This is a genomic window from Labrys miyagiensis, from assembly GCF_030160835.1.
Taxonomy (GTDB): Bacteria; Pseudomonadota; Alphaproteobacteria; order Rhizobiales; family Labraceae; genus Labrys; species Labrys miyagiensis.
This window is the reverse complement of the sequence record NZ_BSPC01000080.1, coordinates 97,618-114,849: the sequence shown is the minus strand read 5'-3', so window position 1 is coordinate 114,849 and position 17,232 is coordinate 97,618. Positions and strand designations below refer to the sequence as shown.

The window sequence follows — 17,232 nt, the reverse complement described above, 5'->3', positions numbered from 1 at the left end:
CTCCCGGCTACTCCGCTGCCTCCGCGCTCGGCACATAGTTCAGCACCGGCGACAGCCAACGCTCCACCTCCGCTACGGACATGGCCTTGCGTACCGCATAGTCTTCGACCTGATCGCGCTCGATCTTCGAGACGCCGAAGTAATAGGCCTCCGGATGGGCGAGATAGAGCCCGGACACCGAGGCGCCCGGCCACATCGCATAGCTCTCGGTGAGCTTGACGCCGATGCGCTGCTCCGCGTCGAGCAGGCGGAAGAGCGTGCCCTTCTCGGTGTGATCGGGCTGGGCTGGGTAGCCCGGAGCTGGACGGATGCCGCGATAGGGCTCGCCGATGAGATCATCGGGCGCCATATCCTCCTCGGGCGCATAGGCCCAGAACTCCTTGCGCACGCGCTCATGCATGCGCTCGGCAAAGGCCTCGGCGAAGCGGTCGGCCAGCGCCTTGACCAGGATCGAGGCATAGTCGTCATTGGCTCGGGCGAAGCGCTGGGCAATGGCCTCCTCTTCGATGCCCGCCGTGACAACGAAGCCGCCAAGATAGTCGGATTTGCCGGTGCTGGCTGGCGCTACGAAGTCCGAGAGAGCGACATTCGGTCTGCCGTCTCGCTTTGTCAGCTGCTGGCGCAGGGTGAAGAAGGTCGCGAGCTCCGCCTGCCGGCCCTCGTCGGTATGCAGTCGTATATCGTCGCCTGTCGCATTGGCCGGCCAGAAGCCGATCACCGCCTGGGGGCGGAACCACTTCTCCGCGATCACCTTTGCCAGCATGGCCTGCGCGTCCTCGAAAAGCTGACGCGCCGCGGCACCCTGCTTCTCGTCGTCGAGGATGGCGGGGTAACGGCCCTTCAACTCCCAGGTCTGGAAGAAGGGCGTCCAATCGATATAGCGGGCGAGTTCGGCGAGATCGTAATCCTCGAAGACGCGGGTGCCGAGGAAGGTCGGGCGCGGCGGCTGATAGCTGCTCCAGTCGACCTTGTGGGCATTGGCCCGCGCCTTTTCGAGAGGCAGGCGCAGCTTGTCGGCCTCGCTGCGGGCGTGGGCGGCGGCAACCTTGGCATATTCGGCCCGCACGGTCTCGACATAGCCCCCGCGCGCCTCGGGCGAGAGCAGGCTGGAGACCACACCGACGGCGCGGCTGGCATCGGTGACATAGACGGTCTGTCCACGCTCGTAGCGCGGATGCACCTTCACCGCCGTGTGCACGCGGCTGGTGGTGGCGCCGCCGATCAGGAGCGGCACCTCGAAGCCTTCGCGCTCCATTTCGGAGGCGACATGCACCATCTCGTCGAGCGAGGGGGTGATCAGGCCGGAGAGGCCGATGATGTCGACCTTCTCGTCGCGGGCCACCTGCAGGATCCTGGAGGACGGCACCATCACGCCAAGATCGATGATCTCGTAGTTGTTGCAGGCGAGCACAACACCGACGATGTTCTTGCCGATGTCATGCACATCGCCCTTCACCGTCGCCATCAGCACCTTGCCGGCGCTCTGGCGCTCGCCGCTGCCGCCATTGGCGAGCTTTTCGGCCTCCATATAGGGCAGCAGCCCGGCAACGGCCTGCTTCATCACGCGGGCCGATTTCACCACCTGTGGCAGGAACATCTTTCCCGAGCCGAAGAGGTCGCCCACGACGTTCATGCCGGCCATCAGCGGGCCTTCGATCACATGCAGCGGACGTTCCGCTGCCTGCCGGGCTTCCTCGGTATCCGGTTCGATGTAATCGGTGATGCCGTTGACGAGCGCGTGCTCCAGCCGTTTCTCGACCGACCAGGACCGCCAGGCGAGATCCAGCTGCTTGGCCTCCCGGGCGCCGGCGCCACGGAAACGTTCGGCCAGCGCCAGCAAGCGCTCGGTGGCATCCTCGTGGCGATAGAGCACCACATCCTCGCAGGCTTCGCGCAGCTCGGCATCGATGGATTCGTAGACCGCGAGCTGCCCGGCATTGACGATGCCCATGTCCATGCCGGCCTGGATGGCATGATAGAGGAAGACGGCGTGCATCGCCTCGCGCACCGGCTCATTGCCGCGGAAGGAGAAGGAGAGGTTGGAGACGCCGCCCGAGATATGGGCGTGGGGCAGGGTGGCCCGGATCTGCCTTGCCGCCTCGATGAAGGCGACGCCGTAGCCATTATGCTCCTCGATGCCGGTGGCCACCGCGAAGATGTTGGGGTCGAAGACGATATCCTCCGGCGGAAAACCCGCCTGCTCGGTGAGGAGCTTGTAGGCGCGCGTCGAGATCGCGACCTTGCGCTCCAGCGTGTCGGCCTGGCCCTTTTCGTCGAAGGCCATCACCACCACGGCGGCGCCATAGGCGCGCACCAGCCGTGCGTGATGCAGGAAGGCTTCCTCGCCCTCCTTCATCGAGATCGAGTTGACCAGGGCCTTGCCCTGCACGCATTTGAGCCCGGCCTCGATGATCGAGAATTTCGAGGAATCGATCATCACCGGCACGCGGGCGATATCAGGCTCGGCCGCGATCAGGTTGAGGAACTCGACCATGGCCTTTTCGGAATCGATCAGGCCCTCGTCCATGTTGATGTCGATGATCTGGGCGCCGTTCGCCACCTGGTCGCGCGCCACGTCGAGGGCAGCGGTGTAGTCGCCCGCCGTGATCAGCTTGCGGAACTTGGCCGAGCCGGTGACATTGGTGCGTTCGCCGACGTTGACGAAGGGAATGGTGGCGTCGAGCGTGAAGGGCTCGAGGCCGGAGAGCTTCATCTGCGGCTCGAAAGCGGGAATCGGCCGTGGCTTGTGGCGCCCCACGGCCTCGGCGATGGCGCGGATATGCTCCGGTGTCGAGCCGCAGCAGCCACCGACGATGTTGACGAGACCGTCGCGGGCGAAACCCTCGATCTGCACGGCCATCGCCTCGGGGCCTTCGTCATACTGGCCGAACTCGTTGGGCAGGCCGGCATTGGGATAGGCGCAGACGAGGGTGTCGGCGACGGTCGAGATCTCATCGAGATGGGCACGCATGGCGCTGGCACCGAGTGCGCAATTGAGGCCGATGGTGAAGGGCCTGCTGTGGCGCACCGAATGCCAGAAGGCGGTGGGCGTCTGGCCGCTCAGCGTGCGGCCGGAAAGATCGGTGATGGTGCCGGAAATCATCACCGGCAGGCGGACGCCCTTTTCCGCGAAAACCTCCTCGGTGGCGAAGATGGCTGCCTTGGCGTTGAGCGTGTCGAAGATGGTCTCGATGAGGATGATGTCGGCTCCGCCATCGATGAGGCCTCGGAGCTGCTCGGCATAGGCAATGCGCAGATCGTCAAAGGAAACAGCGCGATAACCGGGATTGTTGACATCCGGTGAGATCGAGGCCGTGCGGTTGGTCGGCCCGAGTGCGCCGGCCACGAAGCGCCGGCGGCCATCTTGCTGCTCCGCCTTCACGATGGCGCGTCGGGCAAGGCGGGCGCCGTCGCGGTTGAGATCATAGACCGCGTCCTGCATGCCGTAATCGGCCTGCGCGATCGAGGTGGAGGAGAAGGTGTTGGTCTCGATGATGTCAGCGCCGGCCATGGCATAGGCGTAATGGATCGCCTCGATGGCTTCCGGCTGGGTCAGTGTCAGCAGGTCGTTGTTGCCCTTGAGGTGGCATTCGCAGCCGGTGAAGCGTTCACCGCGGAATTGCTGCTCCTCGAAGCCAAGTCCCTGGATCTGCGTGCCCATGGCGCCGTCGAGGATGAGAATGCGCTCGCGCGCGGCGGCTGTAAGGGCGGCAAGGATCTCCACACCGCGATCGGTATCGGGCGGAGCAGGAAATAAAGCTTCGACGGGAGCGCCCACGATCGGCTCCTATAAGCGAATTGTGATATCAAGATATCCTTATATGATACTTATTATTTTGGGAGGTCAAGGTATTCATGGGATCGCAGGCTTCCAGCCTGCCTCTCTTCCCGGGTGCGCGGACGTCTCGTCCGCTCTTGATGATACCGAGTGATGAGAGCGCTCCAGTTGAGCATACGTGCGAGACGATAGCGGCGGCAACTCTTATCCTGGAATGCGACGTTTCCAAGAGCGGACGGGACGTCCGCGCACCCAGGAAGAGGCAGGCTGGAAGCCTGCGATCCCAGGAATGCCTCAAGCGTCCGCGCGAACGCGACGCCGCCGGCCGCGCATACGGCCTGCATGCACACGAACTTCGTCCAGCAATTCGCACAAATGCGGTAGCAGCGGGTTGTGCTCGGGAGAAGCGGTGAGGAGCTGGCACTTCAGATCGATCGCCGCCGAGCCCAGATCCACACCCGGCTTGAGGCTGAGAACCCAGCTGAACAGCAGCGTGCGAGCCCGTTCCTCCGCCGTCTCGACAATATCGTCTGACATCGAGAGCAAAGCGTGCATGACAAGCGCATCGGGGTTGAGAGGTTCGAAGACCTGCATGGCTCAGGCCTCGATCTCGACGCGGCCGACCGGCCGTGTGCAGCAGGCAAGCACGAAGCCGGCCTCGATCTCCTCCTCACGGATACCACCCTGATGGTTCATCACCGTTTCGCCGGACAGGCGCTGCACCTTGCAGGTGCCGCACAGGCCCATGGTGCAGCCGGTCGGCAAATTGAGGCCGGCGGCGCGGGCGAGCTGCAGGATGGTCTCCTGGCTGGAGGAGGGGACCTCGATGCCGGAACGGGTGAAGGCGACGCTGCCCTCGCTTATCGCGTCGGGATCGATCTCGACGGTTTTCTCGTCGGTCTCCGGCGGCTGGAAGCTCTCCTCGTGATAGCGGCGCATGTCGTAGCCATTGGCCTCCAGCATGTCCTTCACCGCCGCCATGAAGGGCGCGGGACCGCAACAGAACACCTCGCGTTCGCGGAAATCCGGCGCGATCAGGCGCAGGGCCGGGGCATTGAGGCGGCCGCGGAAGCCGGTCCACACTTCGCCGGCATCCGCCTCCTCCACGATCCAGGCAAGGCGCAGATGCCGCATGCCGGCAGCAAGGCGTTCCAGCTCGTGCCGGAAGATGATCTCCGAAGGTCGGCGCGCGCAGTTGATGAAAGCGATGTCGGTGGCCTTGCCGTGGTCGGCGGCAAAGCGCGTCATCGACATCATCGGCGTGATGCCGGAACCGGCGGAGATGAAAAGGTATTTCTCGGCCGGATGACGGTGGAGGGTAAACCGGCCGAGCGGGCCATAGGCCTTCATCCGTGTGCCAGGCTTGAGGTTGTCGAGCATCCAGCGCGTGCCGATGCTGGTCGCCTGCGCCTTGGCGGTGACGCTGATCGAAAGCGGGCGCGAGGGGCTGGAGGAGAGCGTATAGGTCCGCAGGACGGGGCCGTCGGCCACTGGTATCTCCAGGGTGATGAACTGGCCCGGCTCATAGCGGAACCAGCCTTCCTCGGAAGCCCGGAAGGTGAAGGTCGCCACATCGCGGCCTTCGCTGACGATCGAGACGCATTCCAGCGTCTGCGCCTTGTCGTTCCAGGGCTGGGTTTGGTCGAGATGCTTGAACATGGGATCCTGGGAGCGCGGACTTCCAGTCCGCTCTTGGAGACGGGTCGCAGGCAGGAGAGGAAGAGCGGACTGGAAGTCCGCGCTCTCAGCTTACGCCACGCTGCGCAGGCGCACGGCGTCGCCGCCCAGCGAGGCTTCCATCGCGTTGCGGTACCATTCGACGAACTGCATCACGCCGCCTTCATGATCCGGCGCATAGGGGCCGGGCGTGTAGGCGGGCGAGGACACGCCGCGCTGGTTCTCCTCGACGATCTGGCGGTCCTGGTCGTTGGTCATGGTCCAGACATGGGTGAGGTCATCGAGATTGTAGTCGACGCCTTCGACCGCATCCTTGTGCACCAGCCACTTGGTGGTGACCTGCGTCTCCTTCGGGCCGATCGGGAGGACGCGGAAGCTGACCGCATGGTCGCCCAGCACGTGATTCCAGGTGGTGGGGTAGTGGAAGAGCAGCAGCGTGCCGATATTGCCGTCCTCGATCGAGGAACTCAGCGGCCGGTTCACGGCAGGCTTGCCCGACATGGTGTAGCTGAGCGCGTTGCGCAGCAGCGGCATGCGGGCTGTGCGGAACTGGCCGCTCTCCGAGATCTTGAAGGTCGAGGGCAGGCCAGCCTCCTCGCAGCGATCCCAATGGGCTGAAATCAGGGGATCATCCTTGGCACCCTGCACGCCGCTCACCGTGGGTGCTTCCGGGAAGGTGCGGCAGAGTTCGGGATGGTTGCCGGAGCAATGGTAGCATTCGCGGTTGTTTTCCCACACCAGCTTCCAGTTGGCCTGCTCGACGATGGTGCTCTCGAACGCGACCTTGGCATCCTTGAGCCGATGCGGCGCCAGATAAGGCATCACTTGCGCGCGGAAGGCCTCGAAGTCTGGCGCATCCTTGGCGAGGCAGATCCAGAGATAGCCGCCGACGCTCTCGCAGTGGACGGGCTTCAGGCCGTATTGCCTGGCATCGAAATTGGCGCCCATGTCGCGGGCGAACAGCAGGCGGCCGTCGAGCTCGTAGGTCCACTGGTGGTAGGGGCAGACGAGCTTGGCAACGGTGCCGCGCTCGGCCGAGCACAGGCGCGAACCACGGTGGCGGCACGAATTGTGGAAGGCGCGGATGGCGCCGTCGCCCGAGCGCAGCACGATGACGGGATAGTCGCCGATCTGCAGCGTGATGTAGCTGCCGGGCTTGGCCAGCTCGCAATCATGGCCGGCGAACAGCCATTCGCGGTACCAGATATGCTCCATGTCGAGCTTGAAGTAGTCGGCGTCCGTATAGAACTTGCCGTCCAGCGTCGTGCCGGGCCGATGGCCGCGGAGGCGGCCGAGCATGTCCTGATGCGCATTCATGTCAAAATCCCACGTGACCATCTGTGCGTTTGACGGAGAGCGGTGGGATTGGAAGCGGATGGAACTCCTCGTGCCGGCGGCACCCGAAACCCGATCCTCCTTCCGGAACGCCCACCGCGATCCATCGGTTTCATTCGCGGCTGGTTTCCGGGCTCAGGAGTGGCCTTTGGGGCCTGGTCTCGGCGCCTTCCCAGATCGTTTCCGATCCAGTGGCTGATTGCCTCGACCAACTCCTCTACCGTTGCGGGGGCAGCGCCGGGGTTTCCACCGGCTTCCCAATTATCCAGTCCTCCTCCCAAAGCAGGACCGGCACCTCGAATAGGCAAAGACTACAGGGAGTCGCGGCACGCACTAGAGACGAAGCGACGTCGGCTGGTGTGTTCGGGACATTGTCGCGGGGAGCGCATCCAGGAAGCCATAGGCAGCGGCGGCGATAAGGTCTACATCAAGGCCCATGATGGGCAGTTTGGAATTGCCCTGATCTCGCAATCCAGCCGGAGCCTTTCTCCAATGCCTGCCGATTCCGTCTCCAACCCCTCTTATCCCCATGTGTCCCTGTTTCCGCTGGGAGCGGACGAGACGCCCTACCGCAAGCTGACGGACCAGGGCGTGCGTATGGAGAAGATCGGCGACAAGGAGATACTGCAGGTGGATGGCGAGGCGATGCGCCTCCTGGCCGAGCAGGCCTTCGCCGACATCAACCATCTCCTGCGCCCCGGCCATCTGCAGCAACTGCGCAACATCCTCGAAGATCCCGAGGCGACCGACAATGACCGCTTCGTTGCCTACGACCTCCTCAAGAACGCCAATATCGCCGCCGGGGGCGTGCTGCCGATGTGCCAGGACACCGGCACCGCCATCGTGATGGCGAAGAAGGGCCGCAAGATCTGGACCGACGGCGAGGACGAGGGCGCCATCGCCCAGGGCATCCGCGACGCCTATGAGAAGAAGAACCTGCGCTATTCGCAGCTCGCCCCGCTCTCCATGTTCGAGGAGAAGAACACCAAGACCAATCTGCCGGCCCAGATCGACATTGCAGCGGAAGGGGAGGAGGCCTACAAATTCCTGTTCATCGCCAAGGGCGGCGGCTCGGCCAATAAAACCTTCCTCTATCAGGCGACGCCTTCGATCCTGTCGAAGGACCGGCTGATCGCTTTTCTGAAGGAGAAGATCCTCACCCTCGGCACGTCGGCCTGCCCGCCCTATCACCTCGCGGTGGTGATCGGCGGCACCTCGGCGGAGCTCACGCTGAAGGCCGTCAAGCTCGCCTCGGCGCACTATCTCGATACGCTGCCGACGCAGGGTTCCGAGCTTGGCCATGCCTTCCGCGACCTCGAGCTCGAGCGGGAAGTGCACGCGCTCACCCAATCGCTCGGTGTCGGCGCGCAGTTCGGCGGCAAATATTTCTGCCATGACGTGCGTGTCATCCGCCTGCCGCGCCATGGCGCCAGCCTTCCCATCGGTCTCGGCGTTTCCTGCTCGGCGGACCGCCAGGCCATGGGCAAGATCACCCGCGAGGGCATCTTCCTCGAAGAGCTCGAGCATAATCCCGCGCGCTTCCTGCCCGAGATCGACGAGAGCAAGCTCGGCGGCCCGGTGGTCAAGATCGACCTCAACCAGTCGATGTCGAAGATCCTGGAGACGCTGTCGCAATATCCGGTGAAGACGCGCGTTTCCCTCTCGGGGCCGATCATCGTGGCTCGGGACCTCGCCCATGCCAAGCTGCGCGAGCGCCTGGAAGCCGGCGGCGGGCTGCCCGACTACATCAAGAACCATCCCGTCTATTATGCCGGCCCCGCCAAGACGCCGGTTGGCTACGCCTCCGGGTCCTTCGGCCCGACCACGGCGGGGCGCATGGACTCTTATGTCGATCAGTTCCAGGCCGCTGGCGGTTCGATGATAATGCTGGCCAAGGGTAACCGGTCGGCCCAGGTGCGCGAGGCCTGCGCCAAGCATGGCGGCTTCTATCTCGGCTCGATCGGCGGCCCGGCGGCCCGCCTCGCCCAGGACTGTATCAAGAAAGTGGAAGTGCTCGAATATCCCGAGCTCGGCATGGAAGCCGTCTGGCGCATCGAGGTTGAGGATTTCCCCGCCTTCATCGTGATCGACGACAAGGGCAACGACTTCTTCAAGGAACTCAATCTGGGCTGAAAACGCTCATACCGACGCATGTTCGACCCCTTCCGTCACACGGGAGGGGTTTTCTTTTGCCTGCATGCAGTCGTGACGCAGTGGTGCACATTCGCCACAGTCATAAACAAACGAATTTTGTGTCTAAAAGGTGACACACCTTAACATTGTGTAATTTAACGCCAAGGCGCAGGCTCCTTTTGCTGCAACGCAAAAAAGGCAGCCTTGTTTAAGTGATGTGAGACTATGTCTACAACTTAAACGCGAATGTTTCAACAAGTAAAAGCCTTTGTTGAGACGGCAAATAAATTGTTCGGGGTTTATCGATGACAATACGTTCCGTTATTCTCGGCGCCTGCGCCGGCTTGCTCACTGTTGGGGTGGCGGCTGCTGCCGATCTTCCGATGACGAAGGGGGAGGCGGTCGAATATGTGAAGGTCTGCTCGGCCTTCGGCCCAGGCTTCTTCTATATTCCGGGAAGCGATACCTGCCTCCAGATCAGTGGCCAGATCCGCGCGGACTATTGGTACCAGTCGGTCCCGGATCCTGCTGCCAACAAGCGGAATATCAACCAGACCCAGTTCCGCACGAATGCCCGCATTCGCTTCGATGCGCGTACCCAGACAGATTACGGTCTCTTGCGCTCGTTCTTCGAATTGCAGGCGGAGTCGAATGCCGGCACGGCTCCGCCGTTCGGAACGGGTGTCCATGACACCTTTACCGTTCGCCAGGCCTATCTGCAATTCGGTGGGCTGACGGCTGGTTTCGCGTGGTCGCCTTACGCATTCTACGATCCGAAATATCAGGCCGAGTTTTTCGCGCCCTATTTCGGCGAGCAGGGCCGCCGGGACTTGATCAGCTACACCGCTCAGTTTGATAAGGCCTTTGCCACGCTGTCCATCGAAGACAACCGCGACCACCGCGCCGGCACCACCTTCGGCAATAGCGGTACGTTGAATGGCGTCGCCATCAATACCGAGGGCGGTTCCCAGGTTCCGGACATCGTAGGCGTGATCGGCTATGACGACAACAAGACGGGCTGGGGACGCGTACAGGTGATGGGCGCCCTCCATCAGAACCGCTCTGCGCTCGCGGCCTATGGCAGCGATTGGGGCTATTCGGTCGGTGCAGCCGGCAACATCAACTTCCCGGTCCTCTCCGGTGCCTATATCGCGGCCGAAGGCAGCTATTCGGAAGGTGCCGTGAAGTATCTTGGCGTGGGTGGTTCCCAACCAAGTGGCAGCAGCCTGCTGAGCTTCGGTGGCGCGGATGTATATGCTTCCACCGTGGCACCATTTGATCTTGACCGTGCCAAGGGTTGGGCCATCCAGGCCGAAGCTGGCCTCAAGTTCACCGACCAGCTCCAGGCTGTGCTGTTCGGCGGTTATCTCGACTACGATGCGCCGAACATCGCCACCAGCGCGACCGCGGACTTTCATTATTATGTCATCGGCGGCCAGGTGAATTACACTGTGGTGAAAGGCTTCATCGCTGGCGCCGAAGTCTGGTATCAGAACAAGGATCCGAATGGCGGCGGTACGACGGTAACGGCAAATCCTCGCGATACCGCTGACAGCGTTGGCGCCGGTGTACGTCTGCGCCGGACCTTCTAACCCTTCCATTCTTCTCAAGACGGAGCAACGCCGCGTCATCCGACGCGGCGTTTTTATTTCGGATCCTTTGACCGGCCGGTGAGCGCCATTTCAATCTCGCTTCCATACAGAAATATACGACTGTAGACTATGGGCGGTTTACGTGGGGTTCACTTTGCGGACCCAGAACAAAAATAGAACTTGCGTAAACGAGAACAAAATGCGTACATACCTTCATGGGCACGGAGTCGCCGGCAAGGCAGCAAAGGCCAACGTTAGGAAACGCATCCATTGGATGACGAATCCATTCATGCTTGATAGGGAACGGGCATATGAGTCAGACACAGCTGCGCTTGGTCGAAGGAACTTCCATGGACAAGACGAAGGCGCTCGACGCCGCCCTATCACAGATCGAACGCTCCTTCGGCAAGGGCTCGATCATGCGCCTCGGCAAGAACGACAAATCGATGGAAGTGGAGGCGATTCCCACCGGGTCGCTCGGCCTCGACATCGCGCTCGGCGTCGGCGGCTTGCCCAAGGGCCGTGTCATCGAAATTTACGGGCCTGAATCCTCGGGCAAGACCACTCTGGCGCTGCATAGCGTTGCCGAAGCACAGAAGAAGGGTGGTGTCTGCGCCTTCATCGATGCCGAGCACGCGCTCGATCCGGTCTATGCCCGCAAGCTCGGCGTCAATCTCGACGATCTCCTGATCTCCCAGCCGGATACGGGCGAACAGGCGCTGGAGATCTGCGACACGCTGGTGCGCTCCGGCGCCATCGACGTCATCGTCATCGACTCCGTCGCCGCCCTGACGCCGAAGGCCGAAATTGAAGGCGAGATGGGCGATGTCCAGCCTGGTCTGCAGGCTCGCCTGATGAGCCAGGCGCTACGCAAGCTCACCGCCTCGATCGGCCGTTCCAATTCCATGGTGATCTTCATCAACCAGATCCGCATGAAGATCGGCGTGATGTATGGCAGCCCCGAGACGACGACGGGCGGCAATGCCCTGAAGTTCTACGCTTCCGTGCGCCTCGATATCCGTCGCATCGGCGCCATCAAGGACCGCGAGGAGGTCGTCGGCAACCAGACCCGCGTCAAGGTGGTCAAGAACAAGGTGGCGCCGCCCTTCAAGCAGATCGAATTCGACATCATGTATGGCGAAGGCGTATCGAGGGTGGGCGAGCTGGTCGATCTCGGCGTCAAGGCCGGCGTGGTCGAGAAGTCCGGCGCCTGGTTCAGCTATGAGAGCCAGCGCCTCGGGCAGGGGCGTGAGAACGCCAAGCAGTTCCTTAAGGAAAATACCGATATCGCCAACAAGATCGAGCAGGCGATCCGTCAGAATGCCGGCCTGATCGCCGAGCGCATCCTCGACAATATCGACCCGTCCGAGGCGGAAGACGAATAGGCCACTGGCCTCTATCGCGTGACCCCTGTACTGCGTTGACCCCTGTACTGCGTTGACATGGGCGGGTGCTGAACCCGCCCTTCTTTTTGCCGCCAGCCCAATCCTCAGGGCTGGTTGGCCGGCTTGAGGTCCACGCCGTTGAGATTGCCGATGAAGTCGGTCAGCATCGGCACATAGGAACGCTCGCCGCCAGCCGCCATCGCGACGCCGAAGGAGTTCTTCACCGCATTGCCGATCGGATTGACCACGCCGGCGGCATCGGCCATCGATTCCAGGTAGCGCAGATCCTTGAAGGCATTCGCGATGGTGAATTTGTGGGCGTCGCGGTCGCCCTCCAGCACCCAGCGCGTGAAGGTCTGGTAGAAGCCGCAATCCATGCGCCCGCCCCGGATCACCGCATCGAAGCGCTTGGGCGAAATGCCGACCTTGTCGGCCAGCGCGATGGCCTCGGCATAGAGCGCCGCATAGCCGAGCGAGATGAAATTGTTGAGGAGCTTCATGCGGTGCCCGTCGCCCGTGCCGCCCATATGGATGACGCGGCCGGCCCAGGTGGAGAGCACCGGCTTCAGGCGTTCGAACAGGGCGTCGCCGGCGCCCACCATGGTATCGAGCGTGCCTTCCCAGGCCTCCTTCGGCGTGCGGCCGAGCGGGGCGTCCGCGAACTCGATGCCGGCCTCCGCGAGTTCGGCGGCGATGGCGGCGGAGGAGGTGGGATCCGAGGTCGAACAGTCCACCACCACGGAGCCCGGCTTGAGGCCGGCCTTCAGCCCGTCCGGCCCGCGCACCAGCGCCTCGACTTCCCTCGAACCCGTGACACACAGGAAGACGATGGTGGAATTGGCGCCAACCTCGCGGGGCGTCGCGACCTCCCTGGCTCCGCGCGCCACCAGATCCTCGATCGGCGCCCGGTTGCGGTGGCCCATGATGGTGAGGGGATAGCCCTTCTCGACGATGTTCTTGGCCATGCCGTGGCCCATGAAGCCGAGCCCGATGAAGCCGACCGTCTCTTTCCTGTCCGTCATGGCAATGATCCTGTTTCCGCCCTGTTGGCCGTGGTTCTGAAAGGAGCGTAATGGAGGGCGTCGCACGCAGGAATGCAAGCAAATTGGTAGGACAATTCCGCGCATTGCAAAGGCGGGGTGCGAGGGGGCAGAACAACGCGCCCAGGATCGGCATTCTTGCGAAATGCTGCCTACTCCTCTCCCTTCGGGCCGTCGCAACCCTCGACAGGCCGGGAACGCCCCGCTACAACGCCCCTCCACCATGATGATGCTGGTCCTGCCGGAAGGGAGGGCCAGCCGGAACAGGCATACCGGGCAATGAGCGGCGTCAACGAGATCCGATCCACCTTTCTCGATTATTTCGTGCGGAACGGCCACGAGGCCGTGGCGTCCTCGCCGCTGGTGCCGCGCAACGACCCGACGCTGATGTTCACCAATGCCGGCATGGTGCAGTTCAAGAACGTCTTCACCGGCATTGAGAAGCGCCCCTATTCGCGGGCCTCCACCTCGCAGAAATGCGTGCGCGCCGGCGGCAAGCACAACGATCTCGACAATGTCGGCTACACCGCGCGCCACCACACCTTCTTCGAGATGCTGGGCAACTTCTCCTTCGGCGACTATTTCAAGGAACGCGCGATCGAGCTTGCCTGGAACCTGCTCACCAGGGATTTCGGCCTGCCTGCCTCCAAGCTGATGGTCACCGTCTTCTCCGAGGACGATGATGCCCATGCGCTGTGGAAGAAGATCGCCGGCCTTCCCGACGACAAGATCGTGCGCATCGCGACCTCCGACAATTACTGGCGCATGGGCGATACGGGCCCGAGCGGCCCGTGCTCGGAGATCTTCTATGACCATGGCGACCATATCTGGGGCGGCCCGCCCGGCTCGCCGGATGCCGATGGCGATCGCTTCATCGAGATCTGGAACCTCGTCTTCATGCAGTTCGAGGATCTGCCGGGCGGCGAGCGCGTGAACCTGCCGCGCCCCTCGATCGATACCGGCATGGGCCTCGAGCGCATCGCCACCGTGCTGCAGCACAAGCACAACAATTACGACATTGATCTCTTCCAGGCTCTGATCCGTGCCTCGGTCGAGGCGATCGGCGTGCCGGCCGAGGGCGAAACGCTTGCCAGCCATCGCGTCATTGCCGACCATCTGCGCGCCTCCTCCTTCCTGGTCGCCGACGGCGTGCTGCCCTCGAACGAGGGCCGCGGCTATGTGCTGCGCCGCATCATGCGCCGCGCCATGCGCCATATCTCCCTGCTCGGCGCCAAGGACCCGATCATGTGGAAGCTGGTGCCCGCGCTGGTGCGCGAGATGGGCGCCGCCTATCCCGAGCTCGTGCGCGCCGAGGCTCTGATCAGCGAGACGCTGCACCTTGAGGAGACCAGCTTCCGCCGCACGCTGGAACGTGGGCTTGCGCTGCTGGATGCCGAGTCGAAGAATCTCGGTGACGGCCAGGTCTTCTCGGGCGATGTCGCCTTCACCCTCTACGACACTTACGGCTTCCCGCTCGACCTGACGCAGGATGCCCTGCGCGCCCGCAACATCACGGTGGACGAGGAGAGCTACAAGGCTGCGATGGCGCAGCAGAAGGCCAAGGCCCGCGCGGCTTGGGCCGGCTCCGGTGATGCCGCCACCGAGACGGTGTGGTTCGGCCTCAAGGAGCAGGTGGGCGCCACCGAATTCCTCGGCTATGAGACCGAGACGGCGGAAGGCGTCGCGCTTGCTCTCGTCAAGGACGGCAAGCCAGCCGAGGCCCTCAACAAGGGCGAGAGCGGCTTCCTCATCCTCAACCAGACGCCGTTCTATGGCGAATCCGGCGGCCAGCAGGGCGATGCCGGCCTCGTCCATGCGACGGGCCTGAAGGTGCAAGTCACTGAGACGCAGAAGAAGCTCGGCGATCTCTTCGTCCACGCGGTCACGGTGGAGGAAGGTACGCTGAAGGTCGGCGATGCGCTGGAACTGGCCGTCGACCACAAGCGCCGCTCGGCCATTCGCGCCAACCATTCGGCCACCCATCTGCTGCACGAGGCGCTGCGCCTCACGCTGGGCGATCATGTGGCCCAGAAGGGTTCGCTGGTGGCACCCGACCGCCTGCGCTTCGACTTCTCACACCCCAAGCCCATCACGGACGAGGAGCTGCGGGAGATCGAGGACCTGGCCAACGAGATCGTGCTGCAGAACAGCGAAGTGACCACTCGCCTGATGAGTGTCGATGATGCCATCGCCTCGGGCGCCCGTGCGCTGTTCGGTGAGAAATATGGCGACGAGGTTCGCGTCGTCGCGATGGGCGAGGGCCAGCCGGGCTCCAACAAGGCCTGGTCGGTGGAGCTGTGCGGCGGCACGCATGTGCGGCGCACCGGCGATATCGGCTTGATCCGCATCGTCTCGAACGGTGCGGTGGCCGCCGGCGTGCGCCGTATCGAGGCCATGACGGCGGAAGGCGCGCGCAAGCATCTCGTCAATGAGAGCCGCCTGCTGCAGGGCCTCTCCGACGTGCTGCGCACGCCCGTGCATGAGGCGGGCGACCGTCTCACGGTCCTGGTCGAGGAGCACCGCAAGCTGGAGCGCGATCTCGCCGAGGCCCGCAAGAAGCTCGCCATGGGCGGTGGCGGCGGCGAAAGCGAGATCCGCACCGCCGGCAAGACGCGCCTGCTTGCCAAGGCCGTGTCCGGTATCGAGCTCAAGGACCTCAAGGCCCTGGCTGACGAGGGCAAGAAGCAGATCGGTTCCGGCGTCGTCGCCATCGTCGCCACTTCCGAGGACGGCCGCGCCGGCCTCGTGGTCGGCGTCACCTCGGACCTGACCGGCAGCTTCAACGCCGTCGATCTGGTGCGCAGGGGCTCCGAGGCCCTCGGCGGCAAGGGCGGTGGCGGGCGCCCCGACATGGCGCAGGCCGGTGGTCCGGATGGCGCCAAGGCCCAGGCGGCGCTCGAGGCCATCGCCGCCGCAGTGGCGGAGGCCTGAATGCCGCCTCCTCCTCCCACCCCGAAATGGATGCAGCCGCTCTGGGTGCGCCTGGCGCTCTGTATCCTGCCGGGCGCCTGGGCTGTTTTTGAGTTCACCAACGGTGATCAGTTCTGGGGGATCATGTTCGCCCTGGTTGCCGCCTACGGTGCCTGGACCTATCTGATCCAGTACAAGCCGCCGGAGGCCTGAGCAGGCCAGGGGGAATAGGAGTGGCGGTCTCAGACTGCCATTCTCAGAACCGCCGCGCTTGCCCTAGAGCAAAATGCGTTCAGGTGGGAGCGAATTTCGAAATTAACTCACTGGCATCAAAAGCATTTTGCGATTCCTGGTGATTCGATCTGAAAGTAAAACGCCCTGAAGGTCGTTGGTAGTCGGAGACTGCCACTCCAGTTCGGCGCTTCTGTTCGCAGAGTCAGCACGTGGGGATGCAGTTCCCACCTGAAGAAAACACAAACCCTTCAATTGCCCGGCGCGGCCGCCGGGCCAGAAGACGCTTTCGCAGTGGGGACGACCATGAGCAGCTTTCCCGTCTACAGCTTCGACAACGCCATCGTTCGCCTGCCGCCCGTGAGCGTGACTCAGGGCCTGCGAGCCGAGGATCGCGGCGCGCCGACGCATGAGGGGGTCGGCACCGAGCACCGGCTCTATGTCGAGGCACTGCAGGCTGCCGGGGTCGCGGTCGAGGTGCTGCCGGCGCTGGAGGCGTTCCCGGATTCCCTGTTTGTCGAGGATCCCGCGCTGGTGTTTCCGGAAGGCGCCATCCTGCTGCGTCCGGGCGCGCAAAGCCGCTTCGGCGAGACGGCCGCGATCGAACAGGTGCTGCGCCGGCGCTTCGACAAGGTCCTGTCCCTTCCGGCGCCGGGCTTTGCCGATGGCGGCGACGTGCTGGTGACGCCGGACAAGGTCATGATCGGCCTGTCCGATCGCACCACGCAGGAGGGAGCGGACGCCCTGATCGCACTGCTGGCCGAACTCGGCCGCAAGGGCGTCATCGTCACCACGCCGCCGGGCGTGCTGCATTTCAAGTCGGACTGCTCGCTGCTTGATGCGTCCACCATGCTCGCGACCGCCCGGTTGGCGGCTTCCGGCGTGTTCGACGGCCTGCGCGTGCTGCTGGTGCCGGAAGGCGAGGAGGCCGCGGCCAATGCGCTACGCGTCAACGAACGCGTCTTCGTGGGCGCCGACTATCCGCGCACGGCGGCGATGCTGGAGGCGGAAGGCTACAGCGTGGTGCGCCTGCCGACGGGCGAGATCGCCAAGATCGACGCGGGCCTCTCCTGCATGTCGCTGCGCTGGCATAGTTGACCTGGGAGCGCGGACGTCCCGTCCGCTCTTGGAAGTAGGGTGTCCAACAAGGA

At 63.6% G+C, this 17,232-nt stretch carries 11 protein-coding genes and 1 riboswitch; of the genes, 6 read left to right on the top strand and 5 right to left on the bottom strand.

The window, feature by feature from the left end; all coding sequences use genetic code 11:
* Positions 1-7: 7 nt before the first annotated feature.
* From metH to QQL24_RS33640, 4 genes are all read right to left on the bottom strand, one after another.
* Positions 8-3,778, bottom strand: a complete 3,771-nt coding sequence (gene metH, locus QQL24_RS33655; protein ID WP_284316692.1) for a methionine synthase — start codon at positions 3,776-3,778, stop codon at positions 8-10.
* Between the two features lie 294 nt (positions 3,779-4,072).
* Positions 4,073-4,372, bottom strand: coding sequence for a hypothetical protein (locus QQL24_RS33650; RefSeq protein ID WP_284316691.1), 300 nt, complete (start codon positions 4,370-4,372; stop codon positions 4,073-4,075).
* Between the two features lie 3 nt (positions 4,373-4,375).
* Positions 4,376-5,437 (bottom strand): FAD-binding oxidoreductase, encoded by a 1,062-nt coding sequence (locus tag QQL24_RS33645; protein ID WP_284316690.1) that lies wholly within the window; start codon positions 5,435-5,437, stop codon positions 4,376-4,378.
* Between the two features lie 90 nt (positions 5,438-5,527).
* Positions 5,528-6,772, bottom strand: a complete 1,245-nt coding sequence (locus tag QQL24_RS33640) for an aromatic ring-hydroxylating oxygenase subunit alpha (protein ID WP_284316689.1) — start codon at positions 6,770-6,772, stop codon at positions 5,528-5,530.
* A gap of 121 nt (positions 6,773-6,893) precedes the next feature.
* A riboswitch (cobalamin riboswitch) is annotated at positions 6,894-7,104 on the bottom strand.
* Between the two features lie 178 nt (positions 7,105-7,282).
* Here QQL24_RS33640 and QQL24_RS33635 point away from each other — a divergent pair.
* From QQL24_RS33635 to recA, 3 genes are all read left to right on the top strand, one after another.
* A complete protein-coding gene (locus tag QQL24_RS33635; RefSeq protein WP_284316688.1) occupies positions 7,283-8,923 on the top strand; it encodes a fumarate hydratase in 1,641 nt (546 codons plus the stop codon).
* A gap of 305 nt (positions 8,924-9,228) precedes the next feature.
* Positions 9,229-10,515 carry a porin gene (locus QQL24_RS33630; RefSeq protein ID WP_284316687.1) on the top strand — a complete coding sequence of 429 codons (1,287 nt, stop codon included), beginning with the start codon at positions 9,229-9,231 and terminating at the stop codon, positions 10,513-10,515.
* A gap of 311 nt (positions 10,516-10,826) precedes the next feature.
* The gene (gene recA / locus QQL24_RS33625) at positions 10,827-11,900 is read left to right on the top strand and encodes a recombinase RecA (RefSeq protein WP_284316686.1); all 1,074 of its coding nucleotides are present in this window, start codon (positions 10,827-10,829) and stop codon (positions 11,898-11,900) included.
* 104 nt (positions 11,901-12,004) lie between these two features.
* On the opposite strand, the gene QQL24_RS33620 is transcribed toward recA, so the two are convergent.
* The gene (locus QQL24_RS33620; RefSeq protein WP_284316685.1) at positions 12,005-12,922 is read right to left on the bottom strand and encodes an NAD(P)-dependent oxidoreductase; all 918 of its coding nucleotides are present in this window, start codon (positions 12,920-12,922) and stop codon (positions 12,005-12,007) included.
* 297 nt (positions 12,923-13,219) lie between these two features.
* Here QQL24_RS33620 and alaS point away from each other — a divergent pair, with 297 nt between their 5' ends.
* The 3 genes from alaS (at position 13,220) to QQL24_RS33605 (ending at position 17,179) form a co-directional block, all read left to right on the top strand.
* The gene (gene alaS, locus QQL24_RS33615; RefSeq protein ID WP_284316684.1) at positions 13,220-15,871 is read left to right on the top strand and encodes an alanine--tRNA ligase; all 2,652 of its coding nucleotides are present in this window, start codon (positions 13,220-13,222) and stop codon (positions 15,869-15,871) included.
* Positions 15,872-16,063, top strand: coding sequence for a hypothetical protein (locus tag QQL24_RS33610; protein ID WP_284316683.1), 192 nt, complete (start codon positions 15,872-15,874; stop codon positions 16,061-16,063).
* 324 nt (positions 16,064-16,387) lie between these two features.
* Entirely contained in the window at positions 16,388-17,179 is a 792-nt protein-coding gene (locus QQL24_RS33605) for a dimethylarginine dimethylaminohydrolase family protein (protein WP_284316682.1), read from the top strand.
* The last annotated feature ends 53 nt before the right edge of the window (positions 17,180-17,232 follow it).